Source organism: Enterobacter quasiroggenkampii (assembly GCF_043972695.1).
Classification (GTDB): Bacteria; Pseudomonadota; Gammaproteobacteria; order Enterobacterales; family Enterobacteriaceae; genus Enterobacter; species Enterobacter quasiroggenkampii.
Map to the genome: position 1 here is coordinate 1,632,915 of NZ_CP143745.1, position 16,389 is coordinate 1,649,303.

Here is a 16,389-nt window from a genome sequence, read left to right on the forward strand (position 1 = left end):
CAACGGTCAGGGGAAGTGGTCAACGCATGTAAATTCATCGTCTTGTCCGAAAACTGACCAGCTCACCCATTTTCTCCTTCCACGGATGACAAAAGGTATGAGCCTCACAGTGAACTTCATTCGTTTGAATGAGAAAATCAGACGAAAGCTAAATATTTGTTGTCAAGGTGTAATGGAAACGGTAAAAGCGGCTAACATTTAAAGGGATGGGTGACATCCTGGCGTTGTCGGAGGAGTAATTTCATGATGATACGTGAGCATATAGAAGATAAATTAAGGGCAGCGTTCAACCCTGTGTTCCTCGAAGTCGTCGACGAAAGCTATCGTCATAACGTACCGGCAGGTTCTGAAAGCCACTTTAAAGTGGTTCTGGTTAGCGATCGCTTCACGGGAGAACGTTTCCTGAACCGACATCGCTTGATCTACAGCACCTTGACGGAAGAGCTCTCCACGACCGTGCATGCGCTGGCACTGCATACCTACACCATTAAGGAATGGGAAGGCTTGCAGGATACGGTTTTCGCATCGCCGCCCTGTCGCGGTGCAGGCACTATCGCCTGATAAATCGGATTTGCAACGGCTGGAGCTTTTCCAGTATGTTGCTTACAGATTTCCTCAAAACGGCCTCCGGGCCGTTTTGTTTTGTCTGAGTTTTGAGCGGATGGTGCGATTTTAAGGCTAAAAATAGCCTTAAAGTGTGAAAAAAGCCGCAGCAACATGCCCCAACCGTTCTCGACTCACCTAAGTGATGCCGCTATAATGCCGCGTCTTATTGAATGTCTTCGGGATGATTCTGGCGACAGGGAATGTGAATCTGCACTAAGAGAGCATCCCGGTATAACAGACAGATTCAGAGTTGACCGAGCACTGTGATTTTTTTGAGGTAACAAGATGCAAGTTTCAGTTGAAACCACTCAAGGCCTTGGCCGCCGTGTAACGATTACTATCGCTGCTGACAGCATCGAAACTGCTGTGAAAAGCGAGCTGGTCAACGTAGCAAAAAAAGTACGTATTGACGGCTTCCGTAAGGGCAAAGTACCAATGAATGTTGTTGCCCAGCGTTATGGCGCTTCCGTGCGTCAGGATGTGCTGGGTGAACTGATGAGCCGCAACTTTATCGATGCGATCATCAAAGAAAAAATCAATCCGGCCGGTGCGCCAAACTACGTTCCAGGCGAATACAAACTGGGCGAAGACTTCACCTACTCCGTAGAGTTCGAAGTGTACCCGGAAGTTGAGCTGAAAGGTCTGGAATCTATCGAAGTTGAAAAACCGATTGTCTCCGTGACTGACGAAGACGTTGACGGCATGCTGGACACCCTGCGTAAGCAGCAGGCGAACTGGAAAGAGAAAGAAGGCGCTGTTGACGCGGAAGACCGTGTGACCATCGACTTCACCGGTTCTGTAGACGGCGAAGAGTTCGAAGGCGGCAAAGCGTCTGACTTCGTACTGGCAATGGGCCAGGGTCGTATGATCCCAGGCTTCGAAGATGGTATCAAAGGCCACAAAGCGGGCGAAGAGTTCACCATCGACGTGACCTTCCCTGAAGAGTACCACGCTGAAAACCTGAAGGGTAAAGCAGCGAAGTTCGTGATCAACCTGAAGAAAGTGGAAGAGCGCGAACTGCCAGAACTGACTGAAGAGTTCATCAAACGTTTCGGCGTGGAAGACGGTTCTGTTGCTGGCCTGCGTACCGAAGTGCGTAAAAACATGGAGCGCGAGCTGAACGGTGCTGTGCGCAACCGCGTGAAGTCTCAGGCGATCGAAGGTCTGGTGAAAGCCAACGAAATCGACGTTCCTGCTGCCCTGATCGACAGCGAAATCGACGTTCTGCGCCGTCAGGCTGCACAGCGTTTCGGTGGCAACCAGCAGCAAGCGATGGAACTGCCACGCGAGCTGTTCGAAGAGCAAGCGAAACGTCGCGTTGTGGTTGGCCTGCTGCTGGGCGAAGTGATTCGTACCCACGAGCTGAAAGCTGACGAAGAGCGTGTGAAAGGCCTGATCGAAGAGATGGCTTCTGCATACGAAGATCCATCAGAAGTGATCGAGTTCTACGGTAAGAACAAAGAGCTGATGGACAATATGCGCAACGTAGCCCTGGAAGAGCAGGCGGTTGAAGCGGTACTGGCGAAAGCGAAAGTGACCGAAAAAGCGACCTCTTTCAACGAACTGATGAACCAGCAGGCGTAATTTCGCCCCAACGGTTTAAAGTTTGAACAGAAAACCCGTTGCCTTGCGGCAGCGGGTTTTTTTTATCGCAGCCAGAGCCCAGGAAGAGTGCTAAAACGCCCTTTCGGTGTTAGCGTAACAACAAAAGGTTGTTATGCTTGAAATAGGGCACTGTGAACCCCATAAGTACGTAATCATGATGAATGAGACTGGCTGATAATCCGTCCGTAAGGTTACAATCAGTACAGCAGGTGTTTTCAATTTTGATCCAGGAGACGGAAATGTCATACAGTGGCGAACGAGATAACTTTGCACCCCATATGGCTCTGGTGCCAATGGTTATTGAACAGACCTCACGTGGTGAGCGTTCTTTTGATATCTATTCCCGTCTGCTCAAGGAACGCGTTATCTTTCTGACCGGCCAGGTGGAAGACCACATGGCTAACCTGATCGTGGCGCAGATGCTGTTTCTGGAAGCGGAAAACCCGGAAAAAGACATTTACCTGTACATTAACTCCCCGGGTGGCGTGATTACAGCAGGGATGTCCATTTATGACACCATGCAATTCATCAAACCGGATGTCAGCACGATCTGTATGGGTCAGGCAGCATCTATGGGCGCGTTCCTGTTAACCGCAGGGGCGAAGGGTAAGCGTTTCTGCTTGCCAAATTCCCGCGTGATGATTCACCAGCCGCTGGGCGGTTACCAGGGGCAGGCGACGGATATCGAAATCCACGCCCGCGAAATTCTGAAAGTAAAAGCGCGCATGAATGAACTTATGGCGCAGCATACGGGTCAACCTCTCGAGCAGATCGAGCGCGATACCGAGCGCGATCGCTTCCTCTCTGCTTCAGAGGCAGTTGAGTACGGCTTAGTCGACTCCGTGTTGACCCATCGTAATTGATGCCCGCGACGCGAGTGTGCCGCTATACTAAGGTAGGGCGGCACGCTGCTTGATGCAGCTTGCGTCTTAGAATGGCATTTGCGTCGTCATGTGCGGCACAAAGAACTTAAAAAGAGGTTTGGACTCATGACAGATAAACGCAAAGATGGTTCGGGCAAACTGCTGTACTGCTCTTTTTGCGGCAAAAGCCAGCATGAAGTGCGTAAACTGATTGCCGGGCCGTCCGTGTATATCTGCGACGAATGCGTCGATTTATGTAACGACATCATTCGCGAAGAGATTAAAGAAGTCGCACCGCACCGTGAGCGCAGCGCGCTGCCAACGCCGCATGAAATTCGTCATCACCTTGACGACTACGTCATCGGCCAGGAGCAGGCCAAGAAAGTGCTGGCGGTAGCGGTCTATAACCACTACAAACGCCTGCGTAACGGCGATACCAGCAATGGCGTGGAACTGGGTAAAAGTAACATTCTGCTCATCGGCCCAACCGGTTCCGGTAAAACGCTGCTGGCTGAAACCCTGGCGCGTCTGCTTGATGTTCCGTTCACCATGGCGGATGCCACCACCCTGACCGAAGCCGGTTACGTGGGTGAGGACGTCGAAAACATCATCCAGAAACTGCTGCAGAAGTGCGATTACGACGTACAGAAAGCCCAGCGCGGGATTGTTTACATCGATGAGATCGACAAGATCTCCCGTAAATCCGACAACCCGTCCATCACTCGTGACGTATCGGGTGAAGGCGTACAGCAGGCACTGCTGAAGCTGATCGAAGGTACGGTTGCCGCCGTTCCGCCACAGGGGGGTCGTAAACATCCGCAGCAGGAGTTCCTGCAGGTTGATACCTCCAAGATCCTGTTTATCTGTGGCGGTGCCTTTGCTGGTCTGGATAAAGTTATCTCCCACCGTGTTGAAACCGGCTCCGGCATTGGTTTTGGCGCAACGGTGAAATCCACATCCGAAAAACCGAACGAAGGCGAGCTCCTGGCACAGGTTGAACCAGAAGATCTGATCAAATTCGGTCTGATCCCTGAATTCATCGGTCGTCTGCCGGTTGTGGCTACGCTGAATGAGCTGAGTGAAGAGGCGCTGATCCAGATCCTGAAAGAGCCGAAAAATGCGCTGACCAAGCAGTATCAGGCGCTGTTCAATCTGGAAGGGGTTGATCTGGAATTCCGCGACGAAGCGCTGGATGCGATTGCCAAAAAAGCAATGAGCCGCAAAACCGGCGCGCGTGGCCTGCGTTCTATCGTTGAAGCGGCACTGCTCGACACCATGTACGATCTGCCGTCGATGGAAGACGTTGAGAAAGTGGTGATTGACGAGTCGGTCATCAGCGGTCAAACCAAACCGCTGCTGATTTACGGCAAACCGGAAGCCCAGCAGGCATCTGGCGAATAATTCACCAAATCATACAAGCAGTTAATCAAAAAGGGGGGATTTTATCTCCCCTTTACTTTTTCCGTATTCATAGCGTTGAATGTGTGGGAAACATCCCCATATACTGGATACATGTTAATGGTTATGTGAAGCACAGTGACATGACCAGCTTACCTGGCGGACACTAACTAAGAGAGAGCTCTATGAATCCTGAGCGTTCTGAACGCATTGAAATCCCCGTATTGCCGTTGCGCGATGTGGTGGTTTATCCGCACATGGTCATACCCTTATTTGTAGGGCGGGAAAAATCTATCCGTTGCCTCGAAGCCGCTATGGATCATGATAAAAAAATCATGCTGGTGGCGCAGAAAGAAGCATCAACGGATGAGCCGGGTGTAAACGATCTTTTCACCGTCGGGACCGTGGCCTCTATTTTGCAGATGCTGAAGCTGCCTGACGGCACCGTGAAGGTGCTGGTAGAAGGCCTGCAGCGTGCGCGTATTACCACTCTGTCAGACGACGGCGAACACTTCTCTGCGAAGGCAGAGTACCTTGATTCGCCTGAACTTGATGAGCGCGAACAGGAAGTGCTGGTTCGCACCGCGATTAGCCAGTTTGAAGGCTATATCAAGCTGAACAAGAAAATCCCACCAGAAGTGCTGACGTCGCTGAACAGCATCGACGATCCTGCACGTCTGGCGGACACCATCGCTGCACACATGCCGCTGAAGCTGGCTGACAAACAGTCCGTGCTGGAAATGTCCGACGTTAACGAACGTCTGGAATACCTGATGGCGATGATGGAGTCTGAAATCGATCTGCTGCAGGTTGAGAAGCGTATTCGCAACCGCGTGAAAAAGCAGATGGAGAAATCTCAGCGTGAGTACTATCTGAATGAGCAAATGAAGGCCATTCAGAAAGAGCTGGGCGAGATGGACGATGCGCCGGACGAAAACGAAGCGCTGAAGCGTAAGATCGACGCGGCGAAGATGCCGAAAGAGGCGAAAGAGAAAGCCGAAGCAGAACTGCAGAAGCTGAAAATGATGTCTCCGATGTCGGCTGAAGCGACCGTCGTACGCGGCTACATTGAGTGGATGGTGCAGGTTCCGTGGAACGCCCGCAGCAAGGTCAAAAAAGACCTGCGTCAGGCGCAGGAAATCCTCGATACCGACCACTACGGCCTGGAACGTGTGAAAGACCGCATTCTTGAGTACCTTGCGGTACAGAGCCGTGTAAACAAAATCAAAGGCCCAATTCTGTGCCTGGTAGGACCGCCGGGGGTGGGTAAAACCTCTCTGGGCCAGTCCATCGCCAAAGCGACCGGACGTAAGTATATCCGTATGGCGCTGGGCGGCGTACGCGATGAAGCGGAAATCCGCGGTCACCGCCGTACCTACATCGGTTCTATGCCGGGTAAACTGATCCAGAAGATGGCGAAAGTGGGCGTTAAAAACCCGCTGTTCCTGCTCGATGAGATCGACAAAATGTCCTCGGACATGCGTGGTGACCCGGCGTCTGCGCTGCTGGAAGTGCTTGATCCAGAACAGAACGTGGCGTTCAGCGATCACTACCTGGAAGTGGACTACGACCTGAGCGACGTGATGTTCGTGGCGACGTCGAACTCCATGAATATTCCGGCCCCGCTGCTGGACCGTATGGAAGTGATCCGTCTCTCCGGCTATACCGAAGACGAGAAGCTGAACATCGCGAAACAGCACCTGCTGCCGAAACAGATTGAGCGTAACGCGCTGAAAGCCAACGAGCTGACCGTCGAGGACAGCGCGATTATTGGCATCATCCGCTACTACACCCGTGAAGCGGGCGTGCGTAGCCTTGAGCGTGAAATCTCTAAACTGTGCCGTAAGGCGGTGAAACAGCTGCTGCTGGATAAGAGCCTGAAACACATCACGATTAATGGTGATAACCTGCATGCCTATCTCGGCGTTCAGCGCTTCGACTATGGTCGCGCGGATAACGAAAACCGCGTTGGCCAGGTGACCGGTCTGGCATGGACGGAAGTGGGCGGCGATTTGCTGACCATCGAAACCGCTTGTGTACCGGGTAAAGGCAAGCTGACCTATACCGGCTCGCTGGGTGAAGTGATGCAGGAGTCCATTCAGGCGGCGCTGACCGTGGTGCGCGCGCGCGCGGAGAAACTGGGTATCAACCCGGATTTCTACGAAAAACGCGACATCCACGTACACGTACCTGAAGGGGCGACGCCGAAAGATGGTCCAAGCGCGGGTATTGCCATGTGTACCGCTCTGGTTTCTTGCCTGACAGGTAACCCGGTGCGTGCTGATGTGGCAATGACCGGTGAAATCACCCTGCGCGGTCAGGTTCTGCCAATCGGTGGCTTAAAAGAAAAACTGCTGGCGGCGCATCGTGGTGGGATCAAAACCGTATTGATCCCTTACGAAAACAAACGCGATCTGGAAGAGATTCCGGACAACGTGATTGCCGACCTGCAGATCCATCCTGTTAAGCGGATTGAGGAAGTACTTAGTCTCGCATTGCAGAATGAACCGTCCGGAATGCAGGTTGTAACCGCAAAATAGTGACCTCGCGCAAAGAGCGTCAATAAAAACAAGGCTGGTAAGTCATTTCGCACTTGCCAGCCTTTTTTTGTATAGCTAATTTAGATTGCTGATTAGGTCAGCCATCAACAACGGGTGTTGTAAGGTCATGGCAGGCCTGATATAACTGCTGCGCGGTCGCGTTGTGAAGGATTCAGGCGCGATATAAATTATAAAGAGAGGAAGAGAACAGTGAATAAATCTCAACTGATTGACAAAATTGCTGCTGGTGCTGATATTTCTAAAGCTGCAGCTGGACGTGCGTTAGATGCATTAATTGCTTCTGTTACTGAATCTCTGCAGGCTGGGGACGACGTTGCACTGGTAGGCTTCGGTACTTTTGCTGTTAAAGAGCGTGCTGCCCGTACTGGCCGCAACCCTCAGACCGGTAAAGAGATCACCATTGCTGCCGCTAAAGTGCCGGGTTTCCGTGCAGGTAAAGCGCTGAAAGACGCAGTAAACTGATTGCTTTCCCGTTTCAGGGAAGCCGGATAGTACAAGGGCGCATCGTTTGATGTGCCTTTTTTGTTTGTCCAGACCTGATTTGTGCGAGTTTATGCGAGTTGTGGGCTGACAATCGCCCCGTTTTCTTGTCACAATACGACTTTACGCGCGACGGGCAGGATTTTCCGTCAGCGTCAGGTAACCAGTCACCTACAGCGGAGTGTTGTTACACCATGATGGACAGCTTACGCACGGCTGCTAACAGTCTCGTGCTCAAGATTATTTTCGGTATCATTATCGTGTCGTTCATATTGACCGGCGTGAGCAGTTACCTTATTGGCGGTGGCGCGAACTATGCCGCAAAAGTGAATGGCCAGGAGATCAGCCGCGGTCAGTTCGAGAATGCTTTTGCCGGTGAACGTAACCGTATGCAGCAACAGCTGGGCGACCAATTCTCTGAACTGGCAGCGAACGAAGGGTACATGAAAACCCTGCGCCAACAGACTCTGAACCGTCTTATCGACGAAGCGCTGCTGGATCAGTATGCCAAAAAACTGGGCCTTGGCATCAGCGATGAGCAGGTGAAAAAAGCCATTTTCTCCACGCAAGCCTTCCAGTCTAACGGTAAATTCGACAACGCGCGTTACAACAGCATCGTTAACCAGATGGGGATGACGGCCGATCAGTACGCGCAGGCGCTGCGTAACCAGCTGACCACTCAGCAGCTCATCAATGCCGTTGTTGGCACTGATTTCATGCTCAAAGGTGAAACGGATGAACTGGCCGCGCTGGTGGCACAGCAGCGCGTTGTACGTGAAGCGACCATTGATGTGAACGCCCTTGCCGCGAAACAGCAGGTGAGCGACGCTGACGTTAACGCTTATTACGAGCAGAACAAGAATACCTTTGTTTCTCCAGAGCAGTTCCGTGTGAGCTACATCAAGCTGGATGCTGCCGCGCTGCAGGAAACCGCGTCTGACGCGGAAATCCAGTCTTACTATGACCAGCATCAGGATCAGTTCACACAGCCGCAGCGTAACCGCTACAGCGTGATTCAGACCAAAACCGAGGCGGATGCCAAAGCGGTACTGGATGAGCTGAACAAAGGCGCTGATTTCGCGACTGTCGCGAAAGCGAAATCCACCGACATTATCTCGGCGAAAAACGGCGGCGATATGGGCTGGCTGGAAGACGCGACCACGCCGGACGAGCTGAAAAATGCCGGCCTGAAAGAGAAAGGCCAGTTGTCTGGCGTCATTAAATCTTCCGTAGGTTTCCTGGTCGTGCGTCTGGACGACATCACCGCGGCGAAAACCAAGCCGCTGGCTGAGGTTCGCGACGATATCGCGGCGAAAGTGAAACAGGAAAAAGCGCTGGATGCCTACTATGCACTGCAGCAGAAGGTGAGCGATGCTGCCAGCAACGACAACGAATCTCTGGCGGGTGCCGAGCAGGCGGCTGGGGTGAAAGCGGTTGAGACGGGCTGGTTTGGCCGTGACAACCTGCCGGAAGAGCTGAACTTCAAACCGGTTTCAGATGCCATCTTCAACGGTGGTCTGGTCGGCGAGAACGGCACGCCGGGCAGTAACTCTGACATCATTACCGTCGATGGCGATCGTGCGTTTGTGCTGCGCGTCAGCGAGCACAAGCCAGAAGCGGTCAAACCGCTGGCGGAAGTGAAGGATCAGGTCGTCGCTCAGGTTAAGCACAACAAAGCGGAACAGCAGGCGAAGCTGGATGCTGAGAAGATTCTGGCCGATCTGAAAGCGGGTAAAGAGGATGCGCTGAAAGCGGCTGGCCTGAGCTTCGGTGAGGCGAAAACGCTGAGCCGTACCGGTCAGGATCCAATCAGCCAGGCCGCGTTTGGCCTGACTCTGCCTGCGAAGGACAAGCCAAGCTTCGGTACTACCACCGATGCGCAGGGTAACGTCGTTCTGCTGGCGCTGGATGAAGTGAAAGCCGGTACCCTGCCAGACGCGCAGAAGAAGGCGATGGTCCAGGGGATTACCCAGAACAATGCTCAGATTGCCTTTGAAGCCATGATGAGCAACCTGCGTAAAGATGCCAAAATTAAGCTGGGCGACATCATCACTCAGCAGCAATAATTACGTATCTGCTCGCAGATTTTCGTAACGCTCTGCAATAACTAAAGGCCGCTTTCGCGGCCTTTTCCATTTCTGCACTCTGCTGTTTGTGCCGGTTTTCTCGGGCGGCTATCGTGACGGGGCTGTCAACAAACAAGGAGATAACAGCATGAAATGTGGAATCAAAGCACTGTTAATTACACTGGCTATTGCCACCACCGGGATGAGCGCGGGGGCGCTGGCGGCGACGCCTGCCGCCAAACAACAGACGACACAGAGCAAATCCGACGCAGCGACGCCGGCGCAAGGGCAGACTAAAGCGACCGAAGCCGGTAAAAATGCGGACGATGATGGTACGCGGGTCAGCATCAATTCAGCCTCTGCCGAGGATCTCGCCCGCGTGATGAATGGCGTCGGACTGAAAAAAGCGCAGGCTATCGTCAGCTATCGTGAAGAGTATGGTCCTTTCAAAACGGTCGACGATCTCAAACAGGTTCCGGGCATGGGGAGCGCGCTGGTTGAGCGCAATCTCTCACACCTGACGTTGTAATCACGCAATTTCTTGCACTGCGGCAAAAATTTGCCAGGATAAAGAGGTCATACCAGTTATGACCTCTCATCCTACAATAACAGTAAAGGCTATTGCGCTATGCAGACAAAAATTAAAGTACGCGGTTTTCACCTCGACGTTTACCAGCATGTGAACAATGCCCGCTACCTGGAGTTTCTTGAGGAAGCGCGCTGGGACGGGCTGGAAAACAGCGAAAGCTTTCAGTGGCTGACCGCGCACAACATCGCGTTCGTGGTCGTCAATATCAACATCAACTACCGTCGTCCGGCCGTGCTGGGCGATGTACTCACGGTGACCAGCCAGGTGCAGCAGATCAATGGCAAAAGCGGCGTGTTAAGCCAGGTGGTGACGCTCGATCCCGAAGGGCAGGTGGTCGCTGATGCGCTGATTACTTTTGTCTGTATCGATCTGAAAACGCAGAAAGCGCTGCCGCTAGAAGGGGAATTGCGCGAAAAGCTGGAGATGATGATCGCGTAGGATTTTGTCTTTTATAAAAGACAAAAGGGTTTTTCAGGGATAGAATAATGGACAGGGACTACGTTGTTGAACGTTACCGGACCCGTGACGGGAAAGTGCCGTTTGAGGAGTGGGTAGCCAGAATGAATCGAAGGGATCCGGATACAGTTTTCCGGATCCTTATGCGGATCAACCGCGCAATAAAACGTAATTTTGGCGATTACAGATACCTCAGGGAAGGTGTTTGGGAGATGCGAGTCGACAGTGGCCCCGGCTACAGAATCTATTTTGCAGTAGAGAATCGGCAGGTTTTATTGTTACTTATCGGTGGTGACAAAAAGAGCCAAAAAGCGGATATCAAACTGGCAATAGATTACTGGAAAGATCATCAAATAAAAGGACAATCGAATGAGCGCCACTGAACGAAAATATTCGAGTTCTGTTAGCCATCATGATGCTGTTGTGAAAATGCTACGAGAGAATCCTTCCTACGCTCAGCGTTATTTGCAAACAGCCCTGGAAGAAATCTATGAAGACCAGGGGATCCCTGCCTATCTCATTGCACTCCGCCAGGTTATCGAAGCACGAGGTGGCATCGGAGAAATTTCTGCTAAATCAGGCCTGTCTCGTCAGCAGCTATACCGAACCTTATCAGACAACGGCAACCCAACGCTGACAACGCTGATGAAAGTCACCCGTGCTGCCGGCGTGAAACTGTTCGACAGCACGGTTAAGTAGCCCTATTTAAGCCCGGTTTTTTTCTGCATCGCGGCCATCACGCCGGCTTTATCGGCCAGATAGTGGTTCAGCCCATTCGCGCGCAGATTACAGGCGGCGCACTGGCCGCAACCGTCGCCTTTGATGCCGTTATAGCAGGTGAGGGTTTCGCTGCGAACCAGGTCCAGCTTGCCCCAGTAGTCCGCCAGCGCCCAGGTTTCGGCTTTATCCAGCCACATCAGCGGGGTTTCAAAGCGCGTCTCTTTCGCCATCCCCAGATTGACGGCGTGGTTTAACGCCTTCACGAACTCATCACGACAGTCCGGGTAGCCGGAGAAATCTGTTTCACACACGCCCGTGATCACCGCTTCGGCTTTCACCTGGTAGGCGTAGATCGCCGTCAGGGTCAGGAAGAGGATATTACGGCCCGGCACGAAGGTATTCGGAATGCCGCTGGCATCGGGTTCGTAGTCCGGGACGGGAATACTGTCCCGGGTGAGGCTACTCACGGCCAGTTCATTTAACAGCGTAACGTCCAGCACCTTGTGCGCGCGTGCCCCCAGTTTCAGGGCCAGTTCACGGGCAACGTCGATCTCAGCGCGATGACGCTGACCATAATCGAAAGTCACACAGTGAACTTCATCGTACTGATGAAGAGCCTGAACCAGGCAGGTAGTAGAATCTTGTCCTCCGCTGAACACGACGACGGCACGTTTCATAAATCATCTCGACTGTTACGGTAAAAACGTTATGTTACCGTCTGACCACGACGGCGACCAGCTTCTTCACGCTTTGGGGGCGGGCAGCCAGGCTTCGGTAAAGTCAAACCAGCCGCGGGTGTTGAGGCGTATGCCGTTGACACCCGGCGGGGCGCTGATCTGGTATTGATAATTGAACAGTGGGGTGATCACCGCCTTTTCCATGAGTCCGGAGAAAATGGCCCTGAGCCCGGCATGTCTGGCCTGCTCATCGGACTGAGTCTGTACCGCATCCAGCGTGGCCTGCAGATGGGCATATTGCGGCGCGCTCAGCAGGTGTGGCCAGAGGGCATCACAGCGTAGCCACTGCTCAAGCGTATATTCCGGCGCTTCGCCAATCAGCCTGTCACCCATCATGAGATCCGCGTCCGCCAGTTGCTGGCATCCGTCCCAGGTTTTTGCGTCGTGAAAGATAACCGTTAGCTCGCAGCCCTGCTGTGCAAGGTACTGTTTTAGCTGACGCGCCATCGTGTGCAACTCAACTGGCAAATGGTAAATCAGGGTTAAGGTCTCCGGCAGGGGGACATGTGCCAGATCCGACCACTGAGGGATCGCCCATCCGGGCAGTAGCTCCTCTGTTGGGGTAATCAGCCCCTCGTTGAGCGGCAGCGTATGCAGAAGCGATGAGAGATGAATGATGTTGATGAGCCGTCGTGCCTGCATTTCACTCAGCCGCGGGCTTTGCTTCAGGGTGAGATAGCAAAAGCCAAGACTGGTACTGTTCGTCACCAGGCGCAGGCTTTCAAGTTCATCCGGCTCGCCAATGGCGATCTGCACCGGATGGCGACAGCTGGTACCCAGCCCATAGTCAAACAGCGTCGGTGTGATCCAATATTCGATAGCCTTAAGCAGCGGGTGGCTGAGATGGTACTGCTCGTGGCTTTCCAGACGGACAAGATCGGGCTCATATACGCTTAGCCTGAAGGGGCCGCAGCCCGTCATGGGCTGTTCGGGATGTGCAAGCCGGCTACAGTAGGTGGCCAGGCGGTGTGCCAGCCAGTAGTCCGGCTGGTGCAGCGTGAACGTCAGACACTGAGGGTGGGTGACGTCAATGCGCAGGACGCTCTGGAACAGTTTCCGCAGGGCGGGTAAGGCAAAAAGCGCATTCAGGCTTTGCTGAAGCTGTCCGGTTTCGACCTTATCGCCGTTATGCCAGTGTAAGGTGGAACGAATATAAAAATGCCAGCGCAAACCGTCCGCCGACACCTCCCAGTGATGGGCAAGGTCGCCAGTCGGTTCACTGCTGTTGCCGTGAAAGCGCGTCAGTCCGGAAAAGATCTGTCCTGCCAGATGCTGTTCCGCCCGACCGGGTAAAAAACCCGGATGAAGCGGATCCAGCGAGCGGTAATAGGGGATGCGCAGCGTTGGCGTATCGTTTTGCCACTGCCCGCCTAAAAAGGGATGCAGCAATGATCGCAATGCGTCGGGGGCGAGCTGGGCCAGCTCAAGCACGTTGTGCTGTTCTCCCCGCCTCAGCGCCTCCTCCATCATGGTATTGCGCAGAGATTCAGGCGCGACATGGAACGTCAGTTCACCCCGTTTACCGCGGCCGGACTGCGCTCGCCAGCTCAGCCAGCCCGCATCCTGCGCCTGACGCAGCAGCGTTCGGACATGCCGCTCGCTGCAAAAACAGCGGGCGGCCAGCTCGCTGATGGTGACCTGTTGCGTTGCACCCTCGGAAGGCTGCCAGAGCCGGTGATACTGGTTAAGTCGATTGAGCTGGCGCATGCTAAACCCGGAACAATAATTATCATCTTTTCACTATTACTTCCGTATATCTCACACGATACTGTTGCACAAGTTAACCGCATCACATTTCGGGAGTAATCATGGCTCGGCTCGCTGCATTTGATATGGACGGTACGCTGTTAATGCCGGATCACCGTTTAGGGGAGAAAACCCTGAACACGCTGAAGCGTCTGCACGAGCGTAATGTCACCCTGACGTTTGCCACTGGCCGCCATGTGCTGGAGATGCGCCACCTGCTGGGCGCGTTTTCCCTCGACGCCTTTCTGATCACCGGCAACGGGACGCGAATTCACTCCGTAGAAGGCGATGTGCTGCACCGACAGGATCTCAACCCGGAAGTGGCGGACATCGTGCTGCACAGTACCTGGGACACGCAGGCCAGCGTCCACGTCTTTAACGATCGCGGCTGGTTTACCGGAAGCGACATCCCGGAATTATTGCACGCGCATGTGTATAGCGGTTTTACATATCAGCTTATCGATCTTCGTCGGATCCCCGCCCATGCGGTGACCAAGATCTGCTTCTGCGGCGATCACGACGATCTCTGTCGCTTACGGATTCAACTGAATGAGGCGCTGGGTGACCGGGCACACCTGACCTTCTCGGCGGTGGATTGCCTGGAAGTGCTGCCGGTGGGCTGTAACAAAGGTTCCGCTCTGGCGGTGCTGAGCGACCACCTGGGATTAACGCTGCAGGAGTGTATGGCGTTCGGCGACGCCATGAACGACCGCGAAATGCTGGGTAGCGTAGGTCGCGGTCTGATCATGGGGAATGCGATGGCGCAGCTGAAAGCAGAACTTCCTCATCTGCCGGTTATTGGTCACTGCCGTAATGAAGCGGTGTCCCATTTTTTGACGCATTGGCTGGACAATAACAACCTCCCATATTCCCCCGAATAGTGAGACCCTTCCAGCAAGCCAGACTTCGGTCTGGCTTTTTTTTTATTTCAGCAGCTGCGCAATCTGCGCTTTCCAGGGGGCGATGTCACCAATGTTGGCCTGCACCCACTCCGCATTGTAGTAGGTATCAAGGTAACGCTCGCCGCTGTCGCACAGCAGCGTGACGATGGAACCGCTGCGGCCCGCTTCGCGCATGCGTGCGGCAAGCTGTAGCGCGCCCCACATATTGGTGCCCGTCGAGGCACCCACTTTGCGGCCCAGTTGAGTTTCCAGCCAGTGAGCGGTGGCCACGCTGGCGGCATCCGGCACGCGCATCATCTCGTCCACCACGTCGGGGATGAAAGAGGGCTCGACGCGCGGACGGCCAATGCCTTCAATTTTGCTGCCTACCGGGCTGCGCAGGCCAGCATCGCGGTTTTGCCAGTAGTCGAGGAACACGGAGTTCTGCGGGTCAACCACCATCAGCTGGGTATCGTAGCCCTGACAGCGGATGTAGCGTCCGATCGTGGCTGACGTGCCGCCGGTACCGGCGCTCATGACAATGTACGACGGAACCGGGTGCGGTTCGTGGGTCATCTGGCGGAAGATACTGTCGGCAATGTTGTTATTCCCGCGCCAGTCCGTCGCGCGCTCGGCGAAGGTGAACTGGTCCATATAGTGGCCGTTCAGCTCACGGGCCAGCATTTCGGAGGCGGCGTAAATTTCGCAGGCGCTTTCCACAAAGTGGCAGCGACCGCCGTAAAATTCGATCTGCTCGATTTTGCGTTTTGCGGTGCAGGAGGGCATCACCGCGATAAACGGCAGACCCAGCAGGCGGGCGAAATAGGCTTCGGATACCGCCGTTGAACCGGAAGAGGATTCAATGATGGTGGTGCCTTCTTTAATCCAGCCGTTACATAAACCGTATAAAAACAGCGAGCGCGCCAGGCGATGCTTCAGGCTGCCGGTAGGATGGGTGCTTTCATCTTTCAGATAGAGCTGAATGCCGTCAAATCCCGGCAGGGAAAGGCGAATCAGGTGCGTATCCGCCGAGCGCTGATAGTCGGCATTGATTTCGCTGATCGCATGTTTAACCCAGGTGCTATTCATCGTCGTTATCCGTTTGTCATTTTGTGCCTAGCATAGCGAAAAGCACAGAAAAAATTGTTGCTATCTGGCCTTTAAAATAGAATGAAGGGAGAAAAATTTTCTCTGTGAGGTGGGTATGCTAGATAAAATTGACCGCAAGCTCCTTTCATTGCTGCAAAGTGACTGTACCCTCTCTTTGCAGGCGCTGGCAGATGCCGTTAATCTGACCACCACCCCGTGCTGGAAGCGTCTTAAGAAGCTGGAAGATGACGGCATTCTTCTGGGGCGCGTCGCGCTGTTAGATCCCGAAAAACTGGGGCTTGGGTTGACGGCATTTGTGCTGATAAAAACCCAGCATCACAGCAGCGAGTGGTATTGCCGCTTCGTCACCCAGGTGTCTGAGATGCCCGAAGTGCTCGGTTTCTGGCGCATGGCCGGCGAGTACGATTACCTGATGCGCGTCCAGGTGGCCGACATGAAGCGCTATGATGACTTCTACAAGCGGCTGGTGAACAGCGTGCCGGGGTTATCGGACGTCACCTCAAGCTTCGCCATGGAACAGATTAAATACACCACAGCATTACCTATTGAATAACTTCGTAAAATACCTTCA

At 53.7% G+C, this 16,389-nt stretch carries 16 protein-coding genes; 13 read left to right on the forward strand and 3 right to left on the reverse strand.

What is annotated here, in order from left to right; genetic code table 11:
- Positions 1–243: 243 nt before the first annotated feature.
- From bolA to V1572_RS07815, 11 genes are all read left to right on the forward strand, one after another.
- Complete coding sequence (gene bolA / locus V1572_RS07765) at positions 244–561, forward strand: transcriptional regulator BolA (protein ID WP_021241655.1); 318 nt, start codon at positions 244–246, stop codon at positions 559–561.
- 330 nt (positions 562–891) lie between these two features.
- The gene (gene tig, locus V1572_RS07770) at positions 892–2,190 is read left to right on the forward strand and encodes a trigger factor (RefSeq protein ID WP_008503318.1); all 1,299 of its coding nucleotides are present in this window, start codon (positions 892–894) and stop codon (positions 2,188–2,190) included.
- A 260-nt stretch (positions 2,191–2,450) separates the two neighbouring features.
- Positions 2,451–3,074 (forward strand): ATP-dependent Clp endopeptidase proteolytic subunit ClpP, encoded by a 624-nt coding sequence (gene clpP, locus V1572_RS07775; RefSeq protein ID WP_008503317.1) that lies wholly within the window; start codon positions 2,451–2,453, stop codon positions 3,072–3,074.
- Between the two features lie 126 nt (positions 3,075–3,200).
- Positions 3,201–4,475, forward strand: coding sequence for an ATP-dependent protease ATP-binding subunit ClpX (gene clpX, locus V1572_RS07780; RefSeq protein WP_008503316.1), 1,275 nt, complete (start codon positions 3,201–3,203; stop codon positions 4,473–4,475).
- A 182-nt stretch (positions 4,476–4,657) separates the two neighbouring features.
- Positions 4,658–7,012 carry an endopeptidase La gene (gene lon / locus V1572_RS07785; protein WP_008503315.1) on the forward strand — a complete coding sequence of 785 codons (2,355 nt, stop codon included), beginning with the start codon at positions 4,658–4,660 and terminating at the stop codon, positions 7,010–7,012.
- Between the two features lie 210 nt (positions 7,013–7,222).
- Positions 7,223–7,495 (forward strand): nucleoid-associated protein HU-beta, encoded by a 273-nt coding sequence (hupB, locus tag V1572_RS07790; protein WP_002444653.1) that lies wholly within the window; start codon positions 7,223–7,225, stop codon positions 7,493–7,495.
- Positions 7,496–7,707: 212 nt separating this feature from the next.
- On the forward strand, positions 7,708–9,579 hold the full coding sequence (gene ppiD / locus V1572_RS07795) for a peptidylprolyl isomerase (protein ID WP_045909777.1): 1,872 nt from the start codon (positions 7,708–7,710) through the stop codon (positions 9,577–9,579).
- A gap of 148 nt (positions 9,580–9,727) precedes the next feature.
- A complete protein-coding gene (locus V1572_RS07800) occupies positions 9,728–10,108 on the forward strand; it encodes a helix-hairpin-helix domain-containing protein (protein ID WP_048030094.1) in 381 nt (126 codons plus the stop codon).
- A 99-nt stretch (positions 10,109–10,207) separates the two neighbouring features.
- Complete coding sequence (locus V1572_RS07805; protein WP_262796867.1) at positions 10,208–10,606, forward strand: YbgC/FadM family acyl-CoA thioesterase; 399 nt, start codon at positions 10,208–10,210, stop codon at positions 10,604–10,606.
- A 47-nt stretch (positions 10,607–10,653) separates the two neighbouring features.
- On the forward strand, positions 10,654–11,007 hold the full coding sequence (locus V1572_RS07810) for a type II toxin-antitoxin system RelE/ParE family toxin (RefSeq protein ID WP_069720235.1): 354 nt from the start codon (positions 10,654–10,656) through the stop codon (positions 11,005–11,007).
- Positions 10,994–11,323, forward strand: coding sequence for an addiction module antidote protein (locus V1572_RS07815; protein WP_028012165.1), 330 nt, complete (start codon positions 10,994–10,996; stop codon positions 11,321–11,323). Before V1572_RS07810 ends, V1572_RS07815 begins: the two co-directional genes overlap by 14 nt.
- A 2-nt stretch (positions 11,324–11,325) precedes the next feature.
- Here the strand turns inward: V1572_RS07815 and queC are convergent, their stop codons facing one another.
- Positions 11,326–12,021: a 7-cyano-7-deazaguanine synthase QueC gene (gene queC, locus V1572_RS07820; protein ID WP_008503311.1), complete on the reverse strand. Its 696-nt coding sequence runs from the start codon at positions 12,019–12,021 to the stop codon at positions 11,326–11,328.
- Positions 12,022–12,087: 66 nt separating this feature from the next.
- Entirely contained in the window at positions 12,088–13,788 is a 1,701-nt protein-coding gene (locus V1572_RS07825; protein WP_262796868.1) for an SgrR family transcriptional regulator, read from the reverse strand.
- Positions 13,789–13,889: 101 nt separating this feature from the next.
- Here V1572_RS07825 and cof point away from each other — a divergent pair, with 101 nt between their 5' ends.
- Positions 13,890–14,708, forward strand: coding sequence for an HMP-PP phosphatase (cof, locus tag V1572_RS07830; protein ID WP_104949256.1), 819 nt, complete (start codon positions 13,890–13,892; stop codon positions 14,706–14,708).
- 42 nt (positions 14,709–14,750) lie between these two features.
- On the opposite strand, the gene V1572_RS07835 is transcribed toward cof, so the two are convergent.
- Positions 14,751–15,797 carry a PLP-dependent cysteine synthase family protein gene (locus V1572_RS07835; protein WP_047074524.1) on the reverse strand — a complete coding sequence of 349 codons (1,047 nt, stop codon included), beginning with the start codon at positions 15,795–15,797 and terminating at the stop codon, positions 14,751–14,753.
- Positions 15,798–15,912: 115 nt separating this feature from the next.
- On the opposite strand from V1572_RS07835, the gene V1572_RS07840 reads away from it, so the two are divergent.
- A complete protein-coding gene (locus V1572_RS07840) occupies positions 15,913–16,371 on the forward strand; it encodes an Lrp/AsnC family transcriptional regulator (protein WP_008503307.1) in 459 nt (152 codons plus the stop codon).
- Positions 16,372–16,389: the final 18 nt, after the last annotated feature.

What these genes read in the sequence shown, in the direction of transcription:
- bolA (WP_021241655.1), top strand. Translation starts at nt 244, where the DNA reads ATGATGATACGTGAGCATATAGAAGATAAATTAAGGGCAGCGTTCAAC.
- tig (WP_008503318.1), top strand. Translation starts at nt 892, where the DNA reads ATGCAAGTTTCAGTTGAAACCACTCAAGGCCTTGGCCGCCGTGTAACG.
- clpP (WP_008503317.1), top strand. Translation starts at nt 2,451, where the DNA reads ATGTCATACAGTGGCGAACGAGATAACTTTGCACCCCATATGGCTCTG.
- clpX (WP_008503316.1), top strand. Translation starts at nt 3,201, where the DNA reads ATGACAGATAAACGCAAAGATGGTTCGGGCAAACTGCTGTACTGCTCT.
- lon (WP_008503315.1), top strand. Translation starts at nt 4,658, where the DNA reads ATGAATCCTGAGCGTTCTGAACGCATTGAAATCCCCGTATTGCCGTTG.
- ppiD (WP_045909777.1), top strand. Translation starts at nt 7,708, where the DNA reads ATGATGGACAGCTTACGCACGGCTGCTAACAGTCTCGTGCTCAAGATT.
- V1572_RS07800 (WP_048030094.1), top strand. Translation starts at nt 9,728, where the DNA reads ATGAAATGTGGAATCAAAGCACTGTTAATTACACTGGCTATTGCCACC.
- V1572_RS07805 (WP_262796867.1), top strand. Translation starts at nt 10,208, where the DNA reads ATGCAGACAAAAATTAAAGTACGCGGTTTTCACCTCGACGTTTACCAG.
- V1572_RS07810 (WP_069720235.1), top strand. Translation starts at nt 10,654, where the DNA reads ATGGACAGGGACTACGTTGTTGAACGTTACCGGACCCGTGACGGGAAA.
- V1572_RS07815 (WP_028012165.1), top strand. Translation starts at nt 10,994, where the DNA reads ATGAGCGCCACTGAACGAAAATATTCGAGTTCTGTTAGCCATCATGAT.
- queC (WP_008503311.1), bottom strand. Translation starts at nt 12,021, where the DNA reads ATGAAACGTGCCGTCGTCGTGTTCAGCGGAGGACAAGATTCTACTACC.
- V1572_RS07825 (WP_262796868.1), bottom strand. Translation starts at nt 13,788, where the DNA reads ATGCGCCAGCTCAATCGACTTAACCAGTATCACCGGCTCTGGCAGCCT.
- cof (WP_104949256.1), top strand. Translation starts at nt 13,890, where the DNA reads ATGGCTCGGCTCGCTGCATTTGATATGGACGGTACGCTGTTAATGCCG.
- V1572_RS07835 (WP_047074524.1), bottom strand. Translation starts at nt 15,797, where the DNA reads ATGAATAGCACCTGGGTTAAACATGCGATCAGCGAAATCAATGCCGAC.
- V1572_RS07840 (WP_008503307.1), top strand. Translation starts at nt 15,913, where the DNA reads ATGCTAGATAAAATTGACCGCAAGCTCCTTTCATTGCTGCAAAGTGAC.